19 protein-coding genes are annotated in these 17846 nt (G+C 69.9%); all 19 read left to right on the top strand.

Annotated elements, in window-relative coordinates; translation table 11 throughout:
* Nucleotide 1 precedes the first annotated feature (1 nt).
* The 19 genes from ABD993_RS25235 (at nt 2) to ABD993_RS25145 (ending at nt 17732) form a co-directional block, all read left to right on the top strand.
* Nucleotides 2–958, top strand: a complete 957-nt coding sequence (locus tag ABD993_RS25235) for a TIGR03619 family F420-dependent LLM class oxidoreductase (protein ID WP_345423404.1) — start codon at nt 2–4, stop codon at nt 956–958.
* Complete coding sequence (locus ABD993_RS25230) at nt 955–3141, top strand: molybdopterin-containing oxidoreductase family protein (protein WP_345423400.1); 2187 nt, start codon at nt 955–957, stop codon at nt 3139–3141. The genes ABD993_RS25235 and ABD993_RS25230 overlap by 4 nt, the downstream gene beginning before the upstream one ends.
* Nucleotides 3138–4103, top strand: coding sequence for a PDR/VanB family oxidoreductase (locus ABD993_RS25225; protein ID WP_486362898.1), 966 nt, complete (start codon nt 3138–3140; stop codon nt 4101–4103). The genes ABD993_RS25230 and ABD993_RS25225 overlap by 4 nt, the downstream gene beginning before the upstream one ends.
* A 48-nt stretch (nt 4104–4151) precedes the next feature.
* Nucleotides 4152–4352: a ferredoxin gene (locus ABD993_RS25220; RefSeq protein WP_345423397.1), complete on the top strand. Its 201-nt coding sequence runs from the start codon at nt 4152–4154 to the stop codon at nt 4350–4352.
* Nucleotides 4349–5617 (top strand): cytochrome P450, encoded by a 1269-nt coding sequence (locus ABD993_RS25215; protein ID WP_345423394.1) that lies wholly within the window; start codon nt 4349–4351, stop codon nt 5615–5617. The genes ABD993_RS25220 and ABD993_RS25215 overlap by 4 nt, the downstream gene beginning before the upstream one ends.
* Complete coding sequence (locus ABD993_RS25210; protein ID WP_345423391.1) at nt 5614–6825, top strand: cytochrome P450; 1212 nt, start codon at nt 5614–5616, stop codon at nt 6823–6825. The genes ABD993_RS25215 and ABD993_RS25210 overlap by 4 nt, the downstream gene beginning before the upstream one ends.
* Nucleotides 6822–7610 (top strand): SDR family NAD(P)-dependent oxidoreductase, encoded by a 789-nt coding sequence (locus tag ABD993_RS25205; RefSeq protein ID WP_345423388.1) that lies wholly within the window; start codon nt 6822–6824, stop codon nt 7608–7610. Before ABD993_RS25210 ends, ABD993_RS25205 begins: the two co-directional genes overlap by 4 nt.
* Nucleotides 7611–7706: 96 nt before the next feature.
* Nucleotides 7707–8729 (top strand): Rieske 2Fe-2S domain-containing protein, encoded by a 1023-nt coding sequence (locus tag ABD993_RS25200; RefSeq protein WP_345423385.1) that lies wholly within the window; start codon nt 7707–7709, stop codon nt 8727–8729.
* 7 nt (nt 8730–8736) lie between these two features.
* Nucleotides 8737–9891 (top strand): thiolase C-terminal domain-containing protein, encoded by a 1155-nt coding sequence (locus ABD993_RS25195; RefSeq protein ID WP_345423382.1) that lies wholly within the window; start codon nt 8737–8739, stop codon nt 9889–9891.
* Nucleotides 9888–10379 (top strand): Zn-ribbon domain-containing OB-fold protein, encoded by a 492-nt coding sequence (locus tag ABD993_RS25190; protein ID WP_345423379.1) that lies wholly within the window; start codon nt 9888–9890, stop codon nt 10377–10379. Before ABD993_RS25195 ends, ABD993_RS25190 begins: the two co-directional genes overlap by 4 nt.
* Nucleotides 10376–10771 carry a Zn-ribbon domain-containing OB-fold protein gene (locus ABD993_RS25185; RefSeq protein ID WP_345423376.1) on the top strand — a complete coding sequence of 132 codons (396 nt, stop codon included), beginning with the start codon at nt 10376–10378 and terminating at the stop codon, nt 10769–10771. Before ABD993_RS25190 ends, ABD993_RS25185 begins: the two co-directional genes overlap by 4 nt.
* The gene (locus ABD993_RS25180) at nt 10768–11883 is read left to right on the top strand and encodes a thiolase family protein (RefSeq protein WP_345423373.1); all 1116 of its coding nucleotides are present in this window, start codon (nt 10768–10770) and stop codon (nt 11881–11883) included. Before ABD993_RS25185 ends, ABD993_RS25180 begins: the two co-directional genes overlap by 4 nt.
* Nucleotides 11884–11926: 43 nt before the next feature.
* Nucleotides 11927–13093: a thiolase family protein gene (locus tag ABD993_RS25175; protein ID WP_345423370.1), complete on the top strand. Its 1167-nt coding sequence runs from the start codon at nt 11927–11929 to the stop codon at nt 13091–13093.
* A gap of 44 nt (nt 13094–13137) precedes the next feature.
* Complete coding sequence (locus ABD993_RS25170) at nt 13138–13854, top strand: alpha/beta fold hydrolase (RefSeq protein WP_345423367.1); 717 nt, start codon at nt 13138–13140, stop codon at nt 13852–13854.
* The gene (locus ABD993_RS25165) at nt 13851–14363 is read left to right on the top strand and encodes a DoxX family protein (RefSeq protein ID WP_345423364.1); all 513 of its coding nucleotides are present in this window, start codon (nt 13851–13853) and stop codon (nt 14361–14363) included. The genes ABD993_RS25170 and ABD993_RS25165 overlap by 4 nt, the downstream gene beginning before the upstream one ends.
* A gap of 49 nt (nt 14364–14412) precedes the next feature.
* A complete protein-coding gene (locus ABD993_RS25160) occupies nt 14413–15243 on the top strand; it encodes a mycofactocin-coupled SDR family oxidoreductase (RefSeq protein ID WP_345423361.1) in 831 nt (276 codons plus the stop codon).
* 31 nt (nt 15244–15274) lie between these two features.
* Nucleotides 15275–16753 (top strand): aldehyde dehydrogenase family protein, encoded by a 1479-nt coding sequence (locus ABD993_RS25155; protein WP_345423358.1) that lies wholly within the window; start codon nt 15275–15277, stop codon nt 16751–16753.
* Between the two features lie 85 nt (nt 16754–16838).
* On the top strand, nt 16839–17513 hold the full coding sequence (locus tag ABD993_RS25150; protein WP_345423355.1) for a substrate-binding domain-containing protein: 675 nt from the start codon (nt 16839–16841) through the stop codon (nt 17511–17513).
* Between the two features lie 6 nt (nt 17514–17519).
* Nucleotides 17520–17732 carry a hypothetical protein gene (locus ABD993_RS25145; RefSeq protein ID WP_345423352.1) on the top strand — a complete coding sequence of 71 codons (213 nt, stop codon included), beginning with the start codon at nt 17520–17522 and terminating at the stop codon, nt 17730–17732.
* The last annotated feature ends 114 nt before the right edge of the window (nt 17733–17846 follow it).

Genomic DNA, 17846 nt, shown 5'->3' with positions numbered 1-17846 from the left:
TGTGCAGAGCCAGGTCGGCAGTCGAGCCGTCGGTTGGCCCGTCGGTGTACCGGTCGGGATCCAGCTGTCCGGCCTCGTGCACGACCGCCTCGAGCTCTCGGCCCTGCCCGGCCTGGTCGCCGATCTCGAACAGGCCGGAGCCGACGACGTCGTGTACGGCGAGCACCTCGCGTACGCCGGGACGATGACGCACCCGAGCGGCAAGCTGCTGGGGCGCACGGACCGAACCTCGGCGGTCAGCGACGTCCTCGTGCTGTTCGCCGCGATAGCAGCGAGGACCCAGCGGATCCGGCTCTGCACCTCCATCGTGCTCGGCGCACTGCACGAGCCTTTCCTGTTCGCCAAGCAGACCGCCTCGGTGGACCGACTCTCCGAGGGGCGGCTCGTGCTGGGCGTCGGGGCGGGGTGGTCGCGGGTGGATTTCGCGGCGGTCGGCGTGCCCTTCGAGGAGCGGTTCGCGCGGATGGAGGAGACGGTCGAGGCCTGTCGTCGCCTGTGGACGACGGCTCCCGCCTCGTTCGAAGGGCGCTGGCATCACTTCGCCGACGTCGTCAGCGAACCTGCACCCTGGCGTGCCGACGGCCCGCCCGTGTGGTGGGGCGGCAAGTCCACCCCCGTCACGGCCCGGCGGGTGGCCGAGCGGGGTGACGGGTGGATCGTGAGCGAGGCGGCCACCCTCGCCGACGTGCGTGACGGCGTCGCGGCGATCAGGGCGGCATGTCGTCGGATCGGGCGCGACGCGGCCACCGTCGGCGTGCGGGCGACGGTCAAGCCGGACCCCGACGCCCCGGTGGCGGGGTCGGCATCCGAGATGGCGGCGCAGATCGCCCGGCGGGCCACCGAGCTCGCCGAGGCGGGCGTCAGCCATGTGACGGTCGCGCTCGCCGACTGGCGCGCGACGATCGACGGGCCCCTCGACGCCGCCGGGCTGGTGGCGGCACTGCGAGGCGGGGCGTGACCACCACCGTGCCGTCCGTCTGCCGGATCTGCAACCACTGTTGCAGCGTGCTGGTCGACGTCGAGGACGGCCGGGCGACCCGAGTCCGGGGAGATGCCGAGAATCCCGTCTACCAGGGCTACACGTGCGTGAAGGGGCGCAGCCAACCCGCCTACCTCGACTCGCTCGAGCGGATACTGCGGCCGTTGCACCGCGACGGGTCCGGCGAGTTCAGGTCGGTCGGCAGCGGGGAGGTCGTACGGCGGATCGCTGATCGGCTGAGCGACATCGTCGACCGGCACGGTCCACGCTCGGTGGCGCTGTACCTCGGGACGAGCCAGTGCATGAGCAACGCGACGGCGCCCTTCGGGTTCGCGTTCATGAGGGCTCTGGGGTCGCCGATGTGCTTCACCCCCAACACCATCGACAAGCCGGGTAAGTCGATCGCCAAGGCCCTGCACGGCTCCTGGATGGCCCCTCCCCAGGAGTTCGACGAGCCGCGGTCCGCGCTCCTGATCGGCGTCAACCCGGTGGTCAGCCACAAGGGGCTGCCGAAGGGGCGGCAGGGCCGGTGGCTGCGCGACGCGCGGGCGAAGGGGATGGTCCTGTCGGTCGTCGACCCGCGCCGCACGGAGACGGCGAAGCGGGCGGACATCCACCTGCAGCCACGCCCGGGCCACGATGCCGAGATCCTCGCAGCCATCCTGCACGTCGTCCTCAAGGAGGATCTCGGCGATCCGGGGTTCGTCCGCGACGAGACGGTCGGCATAGAGGCGTTGCGGCGTGCCGTCGCGCCCTTCGAGCCGCGGGCGGTCGCCGCGGCCGCCGACTGCAGCGCGGCCGACCTGGTCGAGATCGCCCGGGTCCACGGCCGGGCGGGGCGCGGTTACGCCATGGCGGGCACGGGCCCGAACATGTCCGGTCCTGGAACTCTGGTGGAGTATCTCGTGCTCTGTCTCGAGGCCGTCTGCGGTCACTACCTCCGAGCCGGTGACGCGGTGCGCAACCCGGGGACCCTCGTGCCCTCCTCCGACCACCGGGCGCAGGCCCGGCCGCCGGGTGCGGCACGGCTGGGCGAGCGGATGCGGGTCCGAGGCCTCACGGCCACTCCTGCCGGGCTGCCGACCGCCGCGCTCGCCGAGGAGATCCTGACGCCGGGCGAAGGCCAGGTCAAGGCGTTGATCAGCTGCGGTGGAAACCCGCTTGCGGCCTGGCCGGACCAGCTGCGGACCCTGGAGGCTCTGCGCTCGCTGGACCTGCTGGTGCAGATCGACCCGTGGATGTCGCAGACCGCCCGGGAAGCACATTTCGTGATCGGCCCGACGATGCCGCTCGAGGTCCCCGGGAGCACGGCGATCATCGATCTCGCGACGCACCATCAGGGCGTCGGCTACGGTCCGGTGGACGCCTACGGGCAGTACACCCCCGCTGTGGTCGACCCGCCCGAGAACTCGGACGTGATCGAGGAGTGGGCCTTCTTCCACAGCTTGGCGCGCGAGATGGGACTCGCGCTGCAGCTGGGGGAGACCTTCGGGGGCACGGTCGCCGACGCAGCTCGGATCGACCCGGCGTCGGAGCCCTCGTCCGAGCAGGTGCTCGGCCTCGTCCTCGCGGGATCCCGGGTGCCGCTCGACGAGGTGCGCAAGCATCCCCACGGCGCGCTCTTCCCGGCCCCCGGCATCGTCGTGGAGCCCAAGGAGCCCGGGTGGACGGGACGGCTCGACCTCGCGAACGCCGAGATGATGGACGAGCTCACCGAGCTGACCGAGGTCAAGGGCGGGAGCATCGACGACCTGCGGTTGATCTGTCGCAGGCTGCCCCACGTGTACAACTCCTCGTGCCGTGACGCCGCGGCGTTCGCCCGGGCGCCGGAACACAACCCGGCGTTCCTGCACCCGGCGGATCTGCGGGCCCGCGAGGTCGTGTCCGGCGATCTCGTCGAGATCTCGTCGGGGCGCGGAACCGTGACCGCGGTCGCGCGGGCCGACGAGTCGCTGCGTCCCGGGCTCGTCGCCCTGACCCACGGGTTCGGTGGGCTGCCCGGGGACGAGGCGGACGCGCCGCGCCAGATCGGGGCCAACGTCGACCGGCTGCTCGATGTCACACATCGACCGGACCGGTTCTCCGGTCAGCCCTTGATGAGCAACGTCCCGGTGCGAGTGCAGCGTGTGCCGCCGGAAGCAGCGACGAGAGGACTGTCGTGAGCCTGACAACCACCCGTGAGGACCTCCGCGCGATGGTCGTCGTCGAGCGGGCGGAGATGTCCGACGGCGTCGCGGAGTTCGTCCTCGCCGCCGCGGACGGCGGCGCGCTCGCGCCGTGGGAGCCCGGCGCGCACATCGACCTCGTCGTCGAGGAGGTCGTCCGGCAGTACTCGCTGTGCGGCGACCCGGAGGACGGCACCCGGTGGCGGATCGGGGTACTCCGTGAGCCGGCCGGGCGTGGCGGCTCACAGCTGATCCACGACACCCTCGAGCCGGGTTCGCGCGTGCACGTGCGGGGACCTCGGAACAACTTCGCTCTGGTCGAGGCGTCGCGCTACGTGTTCATCGCCGGCGGGATCGGCATCACACCGTTGTTGCCGATGATCCGCACGGTCGAGAAGCGGTGCGTCCCGTGGACCCTCGTCTACGGGGGCCGCTCCCGCTCGACGATGGCGTTCCTGCCCGAGCTCGCCACGTACGGCGACGCCGTCCAGCTCTACCCTCAGGACGAGGCCGGCCTACCCGATCTGGACGCGGTGCTGGCGCACCCGGAGGCGGCCACCGCGGTCTACTGCTGCGGACCCGAGCCGCTGCTGGAGGCTGTGCGGACGCGGTGTCTCTCCTGGCCTCCCGATGCGCTGCGGGTGGAGCGCTTCTCCCGCCAGGCCACCGACCCCGGCGCGATGGTCGAGGACCAGCCGGTCGAGGTCGTCCTCTCCCGGAGCGGGGTGACGGTCGAGGTGCCTGCGGACAGGTCCATCCTAGAGGTCGCCGTCGAGGCCGGGGCGGACGCACTGTTCTCCTGCGAGGAGGGTATCTGCGGCTCCTGCGAGGTCACCGTCCTGGAGGGTGTGCCCGACCACCGTGACGCCGTGCTCGACGACGCCGACCGGGCGGCGGGTGACCGCATGATGATCTGCGTCTCCCGGAGCGTGGGCCCGCGGCTCGTCCTCGACCTGTGACTCCCGAACCGACATCCCAACCCGCCACCGCAGAAGAGGAGTGACTCCGTGAAGATCACCGTCGACGACGAGAAGTGCATGGGACATGCGCGCTGTTACGCCGTGAACGAGGACCTGTTCCCCCTCGACGACGAGGGCTACTCGAGTCTGCGCACCGACGGGGCGGTCGACGTCCCCGACGCCCAGGCGGCGGATGTGGAGTCCGCCATCACCCTGTGCCCCGAGCGCGCGATCGAGCGTGCGGGATGACCGCCACCGAGCCCGACGCTGCCGAGACTGCAGGACAGGCCCGCGGAGCGGTCGATGTGGTCAACGAGCGCCCGAACCTGATCCAGTTGGACTTCGAGCGGGACGCCGAGCTCCGGAGGGACCATTTCGGTGTCTTCGAGCGGCTCGCGGACGGCCCCTCCTTCGTCTACTCCGAGACTCCGGGCTTCTGGATGTTCACGAAGGCGGAGAACATCGAGGCGGCCCTCAAGCGGACGGACCTCTTCTCCAACCGCCAGATGTCGGCCATGAAGCGCGACCGGGAGAAGCGGGTCCCCTACAAGTTCATCCCCGAGCAGCTGGACCCTCCGGAGCACGGGCTCTATCGGAAGATCATCACTCCGATGCTCAGCCCGGCGCGCATGAAGCGACTCGAGCCCCGCGTCCGCGAGGTCGCGCGTGGCCTCGCCGAGGCGATGCTCTCCGCGGGCCGCGGCGAGGTCGTCGCCGAGTTCTCCCGGCCGCTCGTGGTCCACGTCTTCACCGAGCTGCTCGGTTTGCCGCTGAGCGAGGCGAACACGTTCGGACACCTGGCACGCACGCTGGTCGTCGGCGACCCCAACGACGACGACGGCTCGATCGTCGGCAAGGCCTTCACCGACCTGACCGACTACCTGGGCGGCTACCTCGAGGCGCGACGCGTGCAGCCGCGCGAGGACCTGCTGACCGGAATCGTTCAGGCTGAGGTCAACGGTGAGCCCATCACCCTCGAGCGTCAGGCGGAGATCGCGCTGCTGCTCTTCGTCGGGGGCCTCGAGACCACTGTGGCGTCCATGTCGTACCTGGTCCGACACTGCGCCGACGACACGGCGACCCAGGACGCGATCCGTGCGGACCCCACCCTCGTGCCGGCCGCGGTCGAGGAGTCCCTGCGCTTCTACAGCCAGATCTCGATGAGCCGACAGGTCCGGGTGGACACGGAGTTCGAGGGATGTCCCATGAAGGAGGGTGACTACCTGGTCCTGCCGCTGGCCGCCGCGGGGCGTGACACCGCCGCTTTCGCCGACGCCCGCCGTTTCGACCTGCACCGGCAGGACAACCGGCACATCGCCTTCGGCGTGGGACCCCACCGCTGCGCGGGATCCCATCTGGCGCGCGTCGAGATGTACGCCGCCATGGACGAGTTCCACAAGGTCATCCCGTCCTATCGGCACACCGTCGACGCGAGCCGGGACGACTACGTCGTCGGGGTCAGCGGACCGCTGCGGGTCGACATCGAGTGGGACTCCGGTCAGGGGACCCGATGACCGCACGTCAGCCGAGCGTGCGGCACTGCGCCTTCGACTTCGAGGGTGACCCGTCACTGCGGACGAACCACTTCGAGGTGTTCGACGAGCTCAGCGACTCCGCGGAGTTCCTGTACTCCAGCACGCCCGGCTACTGGATGTTCTCCGGCATGGAAGCGGTGCACGAGGCGTTGACCAGCCCGGGGCTGTTCTCGAACGCCCCGTTGTCGGCCATGAAGCGGGACCGGGAGAAGCGGGTCCCGTACCGGTTCGTGCCGCAGCAGCTCGATCCGCCCGAGCACGGCCTGTACCGCAGGATCATCATGCCGCTGCTCAGCCCCGTCCGGATGCGAAAGCTTGAACCGGGGATCAGGGCGACCGCCGCCGAGCTCGCCGCCGGTCTGCGATCGCGCGGTCGGTGCGAGGTGGTGGAGGACTTCGCCCGACCTCTGGTGATGTCGGTGTTCCTCGAGCTGTTCGGCCTGCCGGGCGAGGAGACGCGACGGTTCGCCGACCTGGCGGGCAGGCTGCTGGTGGGGGACCCGGAGGACGTCGACGGCAGCGGTGTCCAGGCCGTCTTCGACGAGCTCACCGAGTTCCTCGCGGCCGCCGTCGACGAGTGCCGTTCCCGGCCCCGCGAGGATGTCCTGTCCGGGATCGTGCACGGCCGTGTGAACGGCGAGCCGCTGCCCGAGTCCCGGCTCGCCGAGATGGTCCTGCAGGTGTTCACCGCGGGCCTTGAGACGACGACGGCGGCGATCGCCTACCTCATCAGGCACTGTGCGGGTGACCCGGTGGTGCAGGAGGAGATCCGTGCCGACCGCTCGCTCGTCCCCGCCGCGGTCGAGGAGTCACTGCGGCTGTATTCGCAGGTCGCCCCAAGCCGACGAGTGGTTCAGGACGCCGATTTCCGCGGCTGCCCGGTCAAGAAGGACGACTACGTCGTGCTGCCGCTGGCGTTCGCCAACCGGGACCTGGACGCCTTCTCGGATGCACGGCGGTTCGACCTGCGGAGGGCCGACAACCGGCACATCGCCTTCGGCGCGGGGGCACACCGGTGCGCCGGGTCCCATCTCGCCCGGGTCGAGCTCGTCGCCGCCGTCGACGAGTTCCACCAGGCCCTGCCGTCCTATCGGCCGGCGCCCGACGCCTCCGTGGAGGAGTACGTCGTGGGCATCAGTGGGCCCGTGCGGGTCGACATCGAGTGGGACGTGAAGGAGCACGGATGACGAGCAGCAGACACGGAGATCGGGTCGCGGTGGTGACGGGGGCCGGGTCAGGGATCGGCGCGACCTCGGCGGCGACCCTGGCGGCCCACGGTGCGCGCGTCGCGGTGACGGACGTGAACGAGGAGGCCGCCGAGAAGTGCGCCGCCGCGATCCGGGCCTCCGGCGGAGTCGCCGAGGCCTACCGGCTCGACGTGGCCGACGAGCTGAGCTGGCAGCGAACCGTGCCTGCGATCGTGAACGCCCTCGGCCCGATCACCCTGCTGCACAGCAACGCGGGCCTGATGTCGGCGGTGCCGCAAGACATCGAGCTGTCCCTGGTCGATGTCGAGGTCTGGGACGCGATCATGGCGGTCAACGTCAGGGGCGGCTTCCTGGCCTGCAAGCACCTGGTCCCCGGCATGATCGAGGCCGGCGGCGGCTCCATCGTGTTCACGTCGTCGATCGCGGGCCAGGTCTCCAACGTCCTCCGCGCCGGCTACTCCACGAGCAAGGGGGCCATCAACGCCTTCTGCCGCGCCGTCGCCACGATGTACGGGGACCGCGGTGTGCGGGCCAACGCGGTGGCACCCGGGATCATCGCCACCCCCGGAGCACTCGCGTCGATGAGCGCCGACACCCACCGGTCGATGGGTGCGGGTGCGTCCCTCGGCCGGACGGGGACCCCTGAGGAGGTCGCCGGGGTCGTCTCCTTCCTGCTGAGTGACGAGGCCTCCTACCTCACCGGGCAGATCGTCGTGGTCGACGGGGGCTACACGTCGCGGATGTCGACGCCGAAGACGGACTGACCGCGAAGATCACTGTCATCAATAATATTTGACGGCTAACTATCAGGCGCCTAGCATGTTTGGAGACGGGCGTCGGGTCGGAAGGACAGAGACAACATGCGAAGCACACTGAGGCTCCCCGCTCCTGACCACTACGCCAGCGGCTGGTACCGCTTCGCCTACCGGTACGACTTCGCTCCCGGCGATGTTCGTCCGCTGCACCTGTTCGGCCGCGACCTCGTGGCGTTCTGCGGAGAGGACGGCCAGGTCAAGGTCCTCGACGCGCACTGCCCGCATCTCGGGGCCCACCTGGGCCACGGCGGCATCGTGGTCGGCAACTGCGTCCAGTGCCCCTTCCACGGCTGGCAGTGGGACGGTCTGGGCAAGAACCAGGCGATCCCCAACGAGCCCAAGCCGTCACCGGCGACCATCCGCTCGTGGCGGACCGTGGAGCGGGACGGCATCTGCTATCTGTGGTTCGACCAGGACGACCGGGACCCGGACTGGGAGCCGGGCCCGCTGCTGCCGGAGGGCTCCGCGGACGAGTACTTCCTACTCGACGAGTCGGTGGTCGGGACCTGGGAGGGTGTCCAGGTCTACCCCCAGAGCATCGTCGAGAACGTGGCGGACGCGTCGCACTTCAAGTTCATCCACGGCAGTGGTGAGATCCCGGACATTCACCAGTACTCGGTCGAGGGTGCGCTGTTCCGCTCGAAGTTCGTCTACGAGTGGGGCGCGGGCTACGAGTCGACCTGGTTGACTCCGAACGGGCCCATCCCCTCCGAGGTGTTCACCGAGTCATGGGGCCTGGGCATCGTCATCACTCGCTACTTCGGCATCCCGGAGATGATCCAGGTCACGGGTGCGACGCCGATCGACGGGCGGACGTCGGTCGTGTCCTCGGCGCTCTTCGTGCGCCGCGCCACCCCGGAGACCATCGAGATCGACCCGCTCCGGCGGCGCCTGGTCAAGCATCTCCTGGAGCAGCCCGAGCACGACCTCACCGTCTGGGAGAACATGGCGATTCTCGAGCGTCCATTGTTCCGTCGGTCCGAGGCGCGGATCTACACCGCTCTCCGCGAGTGGGCGGGCGGGTTCTACCCCTCTCGGAGCGCGGCGCCGGCCTCGCTGACGTCGTAGGCGCACGATGAACGTGTATGTGGCCGGGGTGGGGGAGAGCGGTCCCGTCGCCCGTGGCAAGGGCCCTGCGGCGGAGACGATGGCGCTGCGGGCGGCGTTCGACGCGTGCAGAGACGCCGGCATCGAGCCTGCGAAAGTGGACGGCATCGTCCGCTACTCGCACGACGGTGCGATCTCGGCCATGAGTCTCGCCGCCAACCTCGGGATGGAGGAGTTGTCCTTCGCCGTCGACGTGCCGCATGCAGGCGGCAGCGGGGCCGCGCTGCTGGACGTCGCCATCGCCGCCGTGCGGTCGGGGGCGGCCCGGACCGTGCTGTGCACCCGGACCGTGGTGGCGGAGGAGTGGCTTCGTCAGTTGGTCGCGCCGGACCCGTTGAGGCCGTTCTACCTCGACGCGCCGAACTACCTCCGGCCGGTCGGGTGGACCGGTTACCTGCACCTGTTCGGGTTGCTCTATCAGGAGCACGCCAACCGCTACGGGACCACACGCGCCGACCTCTATCCGGTCGCGGAGCAGATGCGGCAGAACGCCAAGAGCTCTCTGCTCGATCTGGCGGACCCCTTGCCCGCTCTCGACGACTACCTGGCCCTGCCCACGACGGTCGGCCCTTTCACCCCGCTGGACGAGTTCGTCCCCGCCGATCTGTCGTGTGCGGTCATCGTCTCCGCACACGATCGTTCGGATCGGTCCGTGGGGGTCGAGATCGTGGCCACCGCCCAGTCGCAGGGCCCCGAGCCGATGAGCTGGTTCGACTCCCGCCCGCTGTCGCCCGATGCCCTGGACAGCCCGTCCCGAGCGGTCGCCGACAAGCTCTTCGCCTCCGCGGGCCTAGTGCGGGGGGACATCGACGTGGTCGGCCTGTACGACTGCACCACCTTCACGCTTCTCTTCCTGCTCGAGGAGTCCGGCCTGGTCGAGCGTGGTGGAGCGGCGGAGCTCGCCCGCCTGGACGGGCTGCTCCCGCACGGGGCGTGTCCGACCAACCCACACGGCGGCGATCTCGCGGCCGGCTACTCCCACGGTTTCCGACACATCCTGGAGATGGTCCGCCAACTGCGGTGGACCGCGGTCAACCAGGTTTCCGCGGCCGAGCACGCTCTGGTCCTCGGCCCGCCCGCCGGACCCACGTCCGGCGCGATCCTGCGAAGGGTGGCACTGTGAACGAGACCACCGCTGAGGTGACGGTGCTCGGCCTCTGCGATGCGGAGAAGGGCACCGCGGGTATGGCCGCCCAGTACGGCGAGATCCTCGCCGGCGGGCGTGCGGTGCTCCAGGGATGCGCTCGCTGCGGTGCTGCCGCCTTCCCGCCGCGATTGCGGTGCCGGTCCTGCTCGAGCGACGACCTGCAGTGGTGGGACGCCGGAGACACCGCAAAGGTCACGTCATGGGCGCGGGTCGCCCTGAACGGGCCGACGGAAACCGCCTCGGTCCCACGTCGGGTCGGGAAGGACGGCCCCTACACCACGGTGGTGGTGCAGCCGGAATCCTTCGCGGACGTCCGGTTGCTCTGTCTCTTGGTCACGGCGGACGGCGGTATCGAGCACGATGCCGTGCCGACCTCGAACGACCGGGTGACGGTGCGGACGGCCTCCCTCGGTGGCTCGATGGTCCCCGTCTGCTCGCTCGGCCCGAATGAGGATCCACGATGAGCGACCAGATCACCTTCGACCCGCGTCCGCAGGTCGTCACCGACGGCGCAGGCTCCCGAGTGCTGGGCAGCCTGTGCGAGGGCTGCGGGTACCCGATCCTGGACGCCGCGGCTCTCTGCTGCCCGCGATGCCGGTCCACGGACCTGGGACAGGCCGAGTTCGGGCCGTGGGGCACCGTCTGGTCGAGCACGACCATCCGGTTCCCTCTGCCGGGGCGCACCCCGCCGTACGACGTCGCATACGTGGATCTCGACGACGGACCGCGGCTCCTCGTCCACATCGAGGGCGACGGCGGTGCGCCGGTCGACAGCAGGGTCCGGCTCACCGGCGCCACCGAGTCTGGCGACGTCCGAGGTTCGGTCGAGGGCACTGCTCCGATGGAGAGACCATGAGCGTGATCTACGGCGTGGGTACGTCGATGTTCGGACGACAGACCGGCACGACCGCACATGTGCTGGGGCAGCAGGCGGTGATCGAGGCCTTCGCCGACGCCGGGACCAAGGACGTGCAGGCCGCGTTCGTCGGTTCGGTGTTCGGTGCGTCGGGTGTGGCGCAGCGCGCGCTGCATCCGCTGGGTCTGGGTGGCATCCCGATCATCACCATCGAGAACGCCTGTGCGAGCGGTACGACCGCCCTGCACGAGGCTCACGTCGCGGTGGAGAGCGGACGGTTCGACCGGGTGCTCGCCCTCGGGTTGGAGCACATGACCGGCCGCTTCCGAGGTGGCATCCATCCGGAGCGCACGGATGTCGACGGCGCGTCGGGGCTCGGCCTGCCCGGGGTCTACGCGATGGCGGCCAGCCGCTTCCTCGCGGACGGTCGGGTGACCGAGGCGGAGCTGGCCGCGGTCTCGGTCAAGAACCACCGACACGCCCTCGGCAACGAGCGCGCCCAGTACCGCGGTGACTACACGATCGAGCAGGTCCTGGAGTCGGCGATGATTGCGGACCCTCTGACCCTGCTGCAGTGTTGCCCGATCTCCGACGGGGCGGCGGCCGCCGTGGTGGGCGTGGATCGCGGAGTGGGCACGGACGTCGGGATCCGTGGCATCGCGCTCCGCTCCGGGGGGCTCTGGGACCACCTAAGCCCCCACGTCTGGGGCTTCGACCTGGTCCGCGCGACCGCGCACGAGGCCTTCCAACGTGCGGGTCTGGCACCGACGGACGTCGATCTGGCCGAAGTACACGACGCCTTCACCATCGGTGAGGTCGTCACGACCGAGGCGATGGGCCTCGTCGCGGAGGGGGATGGCGGCCCGGCGGCCGCTCGCGGGGTCACCGCCCTCGGTGGAGGCCTGCCGGTCAACCCGTCGGGTGGGCTGCTCTCGCGCGGCCACCCGCTCGGCGCGACCGGGCTGGCACAGGTGGCCGAGGTCGTTTGGCAGCTCCAGGGGCGTGCGGGTGCCCGTCAGGTCGAGGGGGCTCGAGTCGGGGTCGTCGAGACGATGGGCGGCGGCGTGGCAGGCATCGACGGGAACGGGTGCGTCGTCGCAGTCCTGGGCTGAGCCCACAACGACGCGCTGGACATCGATCACGAAGGAGTGCAGGTTGTCGGAGAGGCAGATCTACCTTAAGTCGGCGCGGCGGACGGCCTTCGGTCGCTTCGGGGGCGGTTTCCGGGACCAGCCGGTCACCGACCTCGCCGTCCCGGTGGTGAAGGACGTCATCGCCCGCAGCGGGTTGGCCGCCGAGGATGTCGACCATCTGGTGTTCGGCAACGTCATCGCGACGACGTCGGAGGCGCCGTGGGCGGCGCGGATCACGGCGCTCGGGGCCGGTATCCCGGATAGCGTCCGGACGGTGAACGTCAACCGGGCCTGCGGGACCGGCGTCCAAGCGGTGATCACTGCCGCCGAGCAGATCGGGCTGGGCCGTTCGGAGGTGGCCGTCGCCGCCGGCGCTGAGGCGTTCTCCATGGCGCCGTCCGTCCTGTGGACCCGGTGGGGCAACAAGCGCGGGGTCCCGAAGATCGAGGACATGCTGGAGTGGGCCTACACCGATCCCTGGGGCAACGTCATGGGGGTCACGGGGGAGAACCTGGCCGGGCTCGGGGGCATCGGTCGAGATGAGCAGGACGAGTACGCCCTTCGCAGCCAGACCCGGGCCGAGGCTGCTCGCGCCGCCGGCTACCTGGCCGAGGAGATCCACGAGGTGGGCGGCGTCGCGGTGGACGAGTTCCCACGCCCGCAGGTCACCCTGTCCGATCTCCAGAAGCTGCGTCCGGCCTTCGCCGAGGACGGCAGCGTGACCGCCGGGAACTCCTCCGGTGTCAACGATGGCGCGGGTGCGGTCATGGTGATCTCGGAGGAGGCCGTCGAGCGGCACGGTGTGGCGCCGGACGGGCGGATCGTCGACTGGGCCGTCGTCGGTGTCGAGGCCGGTCTGATGGGTCGTGGGCCGGTGCCCGCGACCCAGGCCGTCCTGGCACGGACCGGACTGTCGGTGGGGGACCTCGACGTCTGCGAGGTGAACGAGGCCTTCGCGGTGGTCGTCCTCTATGCGATGGCCCAGCTCAAGCTCGACCCGGAGCTCACCAACCCCAACGGCGGTGCGATTTCGATCGGCCACCCGCCGGGCGCCACCGGGATCCGGATGATCGCCTCCGCGCTGAACCAGCTCGCCCGCACGGGCGGTCGGTACGGCCTGGTCAGCCTGTGCCTCGGCGGCGGCATGGGACTGTCGATGATCGTGGAGAACCTGCGCAACCGTTCGTGACCGGACAGCCTCTCCCGAACCGGGAAGGCGGACAGGAGGGGGCCATGGCCGAGTTCGTGCTGATCCACGGTGGGATGCACGGGGGCTGGTGCTGGGAGCGTCTGGAGCCGGAGCTGGCGAGGCTCGGTCACACGAGCGTCGCCACGACCCACAAGTGCGACGTCGCAGGCCTCGGCAATGGTGACTACGCGCGAGAGGTGGCCGACCAGGTCGGTCACCTCTCGGACGACGTGATCGTGGTGGGCCACTCGATCGGTGGCCTGGTCGCGCCGCTCCTGCCCGCGCTCCGTCCGGTGCGCGGGTTGGTGTTGCTCTGTGCCGCGGTCCCGGCGGTCGGGCTCGGCTTCGCCGAGCAGGCGGACACAGCGCCCGCGTCGGCCGTCGACCCGGAGCGGCTGATCGCGGACGAGGCCGGTTTCATCCGCTATACCGCAGAGGCCGCTCCCGAGGTCTTCTGCCACGACGTCGACCAGGCCACAGTGGATGCGATTCTCCCGCGGCTTCGCCCGCAGGCGCTGAGCGCAATGGTCGAGAAGACCCCGATGGAGCGCTGGCCGGATGTACCGACCCATTCGATCTACTGCCGGGACGACCGTGCCATGAGCCCGGTCTACTCGCGGATCGTCGCGCAGCACCGCGGGTTTCCGCTAACCGAGATGGAGGGCAGCCACTCGCCGTTCTACTCGCGGCCACGCGACCTTGCCCGGGAGCTGGACCACATCGCGACCGAGGTGCTTGCGACGGCTGGTGGCAAGTCATGAGCGGTTCGGGTGTGGACGTAGCCCGGGTCGTGCTGAGGGCCGCCCTCGGAGCGACGTTCATCGCTCACGGGCTCAAGCACGGTCGGAGCCTGGACGGCACGGCGAAATGGTTCACGTCGATCGGCTTCCGACAACCGCAGGTACAGGCCAGGGCCAGCGCCGTGGTCGAGGTCGGTGCGGGCGCGGCCGTGCTGGCGGGCGCGGCCACGCCGTTGGCGGCGGGTGCCATCGTCGCGACGATGGCGGTCGCCGCGCGCTCCGTCCATGCGCGCAACGGCTTCTTCATCACCGCCGAGGGCTACGAGTACGTGCTGAACCTCGCCGGAGCGGGGGTCGCCCTCGCAGGCATCGGGCCGGGCAGGTTCAGCGTGGACCGGGCCATCGGGCTGGACCGCCGGTTGAACGGAGCCGCCGCGGCGCTCACTGCGGCGGCGATCGGCATCGGTGGTGCGGCTGCGCAGCTCGCCGTGTTCTGGCGTAGCCCGGGCATGGGGGCCGTACAGGAGTAGGTGACGTCCTGACGATCGTCGGGACTGGTCAGGTCAGGAGAGGATTGTCATGGGTCGAGTAGAGGGCAAGGTCGCCTTCATCACGGGAGCGGCGCGGGGGCAGGGTCGGGCGCACGCGGTCCGCCTGGCGGAGGAGGGCGCCGACATCATCGCGATGGACCTGTGCGGCCCTATCGCGACGTCGGTCGCCAAGCCTGCAACGGCGGAGGACTTGGAGGAGACGACCAGCCTCGTCGAAAAGCTGGACCGCCGGATCTACAGCTACCAGGCCGACGTCCGGGACTATGCGAGTCTCTCCGCCGGTCTCCAGGAGGGAGTCGACCGTCTGGGTGGGCTGGACGTGGTCGTCGCCAACGCGGGCATGTGGTCGTACGGGCTGCTGGAGGAGTTTGCGCCCGAGGCGTTCCAGGAGATCATCGATGTCAACCTGATCGGGGTATGGAACACGCTTCGGGCGACGGTCCCCGTCCTCAAGGCGCAGGGCCGGGGTGGTTCCATCATCCTCACGTCGTCGGTCGCCGGTATGAAGGCCTACGGCATGACGGCGCCCTACGTGGCGGCGAAACACGGTGTCGTCGGGCTCATGCGCACCGCGGCCATCGAGCTCGGACCGAACTCCATCCGAGTGAACACCGTCAACCCCAGCAACGTGCACACCGACCTCATCCACAATCAGACGACGTACGACCTGTTCGCGCCCGACCTGACGAACCCGACGTGGGAGGAGGTCGCGCCCCGCTTTCAGGCCATGCACCTGCTGCCCACGCCCGATGCGCAGCCCGAGGACGTGGCGAACGCCGTGTTGTTCCTCGCGTCGGACGAGTCCCGCTATACAACTGGGCTGACCCTGACGGTCGACTGCGGCAACTTCACGAAATGACCTACCCCGCTGCGATGGAGGAGTGGTGAGCATGGGATACGACCGCATCGACAGTAAGCTTTACATCGACGGTCAGTGGCGCGACGGACAAGACGGGGAGACCTTCGAGGTCTATGACCCGTTCGACGAGTCGTCGATCGGTTCGGCCGCCCGGGCCACCCTGTCCGATGTCTCGGACGCGGTGGGTGCGGCTCGGCGGGCCTTCGACACCACCGAGTGGGCCACCGACCGGGACTTTCGCCTGAAGTGCATGCGGCAGGTGGAGCAGGGTCTGATCAAGTACCGCGAGCGGCTCGCGGACCTGGCCACGCGTGAGGCGGGCATCCCGTCGAACCAGGCACCGTTGATGGACACGATCATCGGCGAGGTCACCTGGACGATCGCCCTCATGAGCTCCTTCGACTGGGAGCTCGACCTGCCGCCGCACGAGGCGCTCGGTCTGACCAGCAACCGGCGGGTGCGGCAGGAGGCGCGCGGGGTCGTCGCGGCCATCACCCCGTGGAACATGCCCACGCCGATGAATGTCGGCAAGACCATTCCGGCCCTCGCCACGGGCAACACCGTGGTGCTCAAGCCGGCACCGGACACCCCGCTCGCGGCGGTGCTGCTCGCGGAGGTCATCGACCAGCACACGGATATTCCGCCGGGTGTGTTCAACCTGGTGACCTCCGACGACAACGCCATCGGTGGGGACGCGCTGACCGCCGACCCCAGGGTGGACATGTTTCACTTCACCGGGTCGACCGCCGTCGGGCAGCGGATTGCGAGCCGTGCCGCCATCGGCTTCCGGAAGGTCGTCCTGGAGCTGGGCGGCAAGTCCGCGAACATCATCCTCGAGGACGCCGACCTCGACACCGCGATCCCCTTCGGTGTGGGGATGTGCATGTACAACAGCGGCCAGGGCTGTCTGCTGCCGACGCGGATGGTGGTGCACTCCAGTGTCTACGACGACGTGCTCGAGCGGGTCGTGGCCGTGACCCGGGCACTGCCGTGGGGTGACCCGAAGAAGCTCGAGACGCAGGTGGGCCCGATCATCCGGAAGGGCCAGCTGGACCGGATGGCGGGTCTCGTCGACCGTGCCCGAGAGGGCGGCGCCACCGTCTTGACCGGTGGTAGGACCGGTCACCCGGACTTCGAGCGGGGGCATTGGTACGAGCCGACGGTGGTGACGGGTGTGCAGCCCGATGCCGAGATCGCACAGACCGAGGTGTTCGGGCCCGTGCTGACGGTGCTCCGGTACGACGGTCCCGACGAGGAGGCGATCCGGATCGCGAACGCCACCCCTTACGGCCTCGGCGGATTCGTCCAGACGCGGGACCCGGAGCGGGCCTGGCGCGTGGCGGAGTCGTTGCGCTCCGGCGGCGTCGCGATAGGTCCGTCGTTCTGGGTCGCAGCCGACACGCCGTTCGGCGGCTACGGGGCCAGTGGCCTAGGTCGTGAGCGTGGCGTCGAGGGCTTCCGTGAGTTCCTGCAGGCCAAGGCCATCTCCAGCCCGGCCCCGGTGAGCTGAGGCCCCAGCGCTCCGGGTGGGACGCGGACACACCCTCCCGTCCCACCCGCGGCGCGCCCGCACCCGTCCGATCGGAGGAGCCTCGATGAAGAGGCACGCCCGTCTGACGGTGCTCGTCGCCGCTGCGCTCGCGTTCCTGGCGAGCGCATGCGCGGCCCCGGGGTCGACCCCAGCCGATGTCGGCGCCGACCAGGGCGGGCTGATCAAGGAGTCCCACTCGCTGAGCACGCTGCCGTTCTTGTACACCCTCGAGAAGGGTTACGCGAAGGGCTTTGGTACCGATGTGGTCCAGATGCCGGACACGAGCTTGAGCAGCCAGTCGACCCAGGCGCTTCTGGCGGGCCAGTTGGACGCCGTGCAGACCGGTTCCATGTCGGTCTTCGCCGCGGAGGCCGCGGGTCAGGACGTGATCAGCTTCGCTATCCCGACGCCTGGTCCGTCCTATCAGGTCGTGATCTCCACGGAGGCGGCTCGACGGATGGCAAGCGGGGGAGTGACGCCTCAGTCGCCGGTCGCTGACCGCGTGAAGGCGCCGAAGGGGCTGACGCTCGCGGTCCCGGGTACCTGGGGAATCATCGGTTCGCTCACCCGCTCCACCGCAAGCGAGTACGGCCTCGATGCCTTGACCGAGCTCACCCTCCGCGGGATCCCCGATCCCACCGCGATGGTGGTCGCCCTGCGACAGGGCCAGGGTTCACCCTGGCTCCGCCGTTCACCTCGGCGGTGGTGGCGGACGGCAGCGCCATGGCGGCGGCGATGACCGCGCATGGCGGCGATGACCGCGGAGATCGTCTTGTCGGACAGCGGAGGCGGCTTTCTGCTGAACCAGGCGGCCGGGCGGTTCGACACGGCCGGGGTGTTCGCGACCATCGTGGTTCTGGTGGCGCTGGGCTTGCTGCTGACCGGTGTGGTGGCTTTGCTCAAGTGCAGGTTCATGGAGTGGAAGAACCTCGCGGGATGGGCCGGAGGAGACAGATGACCGTCACGATGACCGCGCTCGTCACCCACCGAACCGCACGCGGCGGCACGACAAGGGGCGGATTCTAGCGATCGTTGCGAATCGTTTGTCTAGTAGTCCGGTCTTTCCAGCGTT

Origin of the sequence: Pseudonocardia xishanensis (genome assembly GCF_039541715.1) — a bacterium.
Lineage (GTDB): Bacteria > Actinomycetota > Actinomycetes > Mycobacteriales > Pseudonocardiaceae > Pseudonocardia > Pseudonocardia xishanensis.
This window is presented reverse-complemented; position numbering and strand designations above follow the sequence as displayed.

Coding starts and splice junctions, on each gene's coding strand:
- ABD993_RS25215 (WP_345423394.1), top strand. CDS start 4,349: ATGACCGCCACCGAGCCCGACGCTGCCGAGACTGCAGGACAGGCCCGC.
- ABD993_RS25210 (WP_345423391.1), top strand. CDS start 5,614: ATGACCGCACGTCAGCCGAGCGTGCGGCACTGCGCCTTCGACTTCGAG.
- ABD993_RS25205 (WP_345423388.1), top strand. CDS start 6,822: ATGACGAGCAGCAGACACGGAGATCGGGTCGCGGTGGTGACGGGGGCC.
- ABD993_RS25200 (WP_345423385.1), top strand. CDS start 7,707: ATGCGAAGCACACTGAGGCTCCCCGCTCCTGACCACTACGCCAGCGGC.
- ABD993_RS25195 (WP_345423382.1), top strand. CDS start 8,737: ATGAACGTGTATGTGGCCGGGGTGGGGGAGAGCGGTCCCGTCGCCCGT.
- ABD993_RS25185 (WP_345423376.1), top strand. CDS start 10,376: ATGAGCGACCAGATCACCTTCGACCCGCGTCCGCAGGTCGTCACCGAC.
- ABD993_RS25180 (WP_345423373.1), top strand. CDS start 10,768: ATGAGCGTGATCTACGGCGTGGGTACGTCGATGTTCGGACGACAGACC.
- ABD993_RS25170 (WP_345423367.1), top strand. CDS start 13,138: ATGGCCGAGTTCGTGCTGATCCACGGTGGGATGCACGGGGGCTGGTGC.
- ABD993_RS25165 (WP_345423364.1), top strand. CDS start 13,851: ATGAGCGGTTCGGGTGTGGACGTAGCCCGGGTCGTGCTGAGGGCCGCC.
- ABD993_RS25160 (WP_345423361.1), top strand. CDS start 14,413: ATGGGTCGAGTAGAGGGCAAGGTCGCCTTCATCACGGGAGCGGCGCGG.
- ABD993_RS25155 (WP_345423358.1), top strand. CDS start 15,275: ATGGGATACGACCGCATCGACAGTAAGCTTTACATCGACGGTCAGTGG.
- ABD993_RS25150 (WP_345423355.1), top strand. CDS start 16,839: ATGAAGAGGCACGCCCGTCTGACGGTGCTCGTCGCCGCTGCGCTCGCG.
- ABD993_RS25145 (WP_345423352.1), top strand. CDS start 17,520: ATGGCGGCGATGACCGCGGAGATCGTCTTGTCGGACAGCGGAGGCGGC.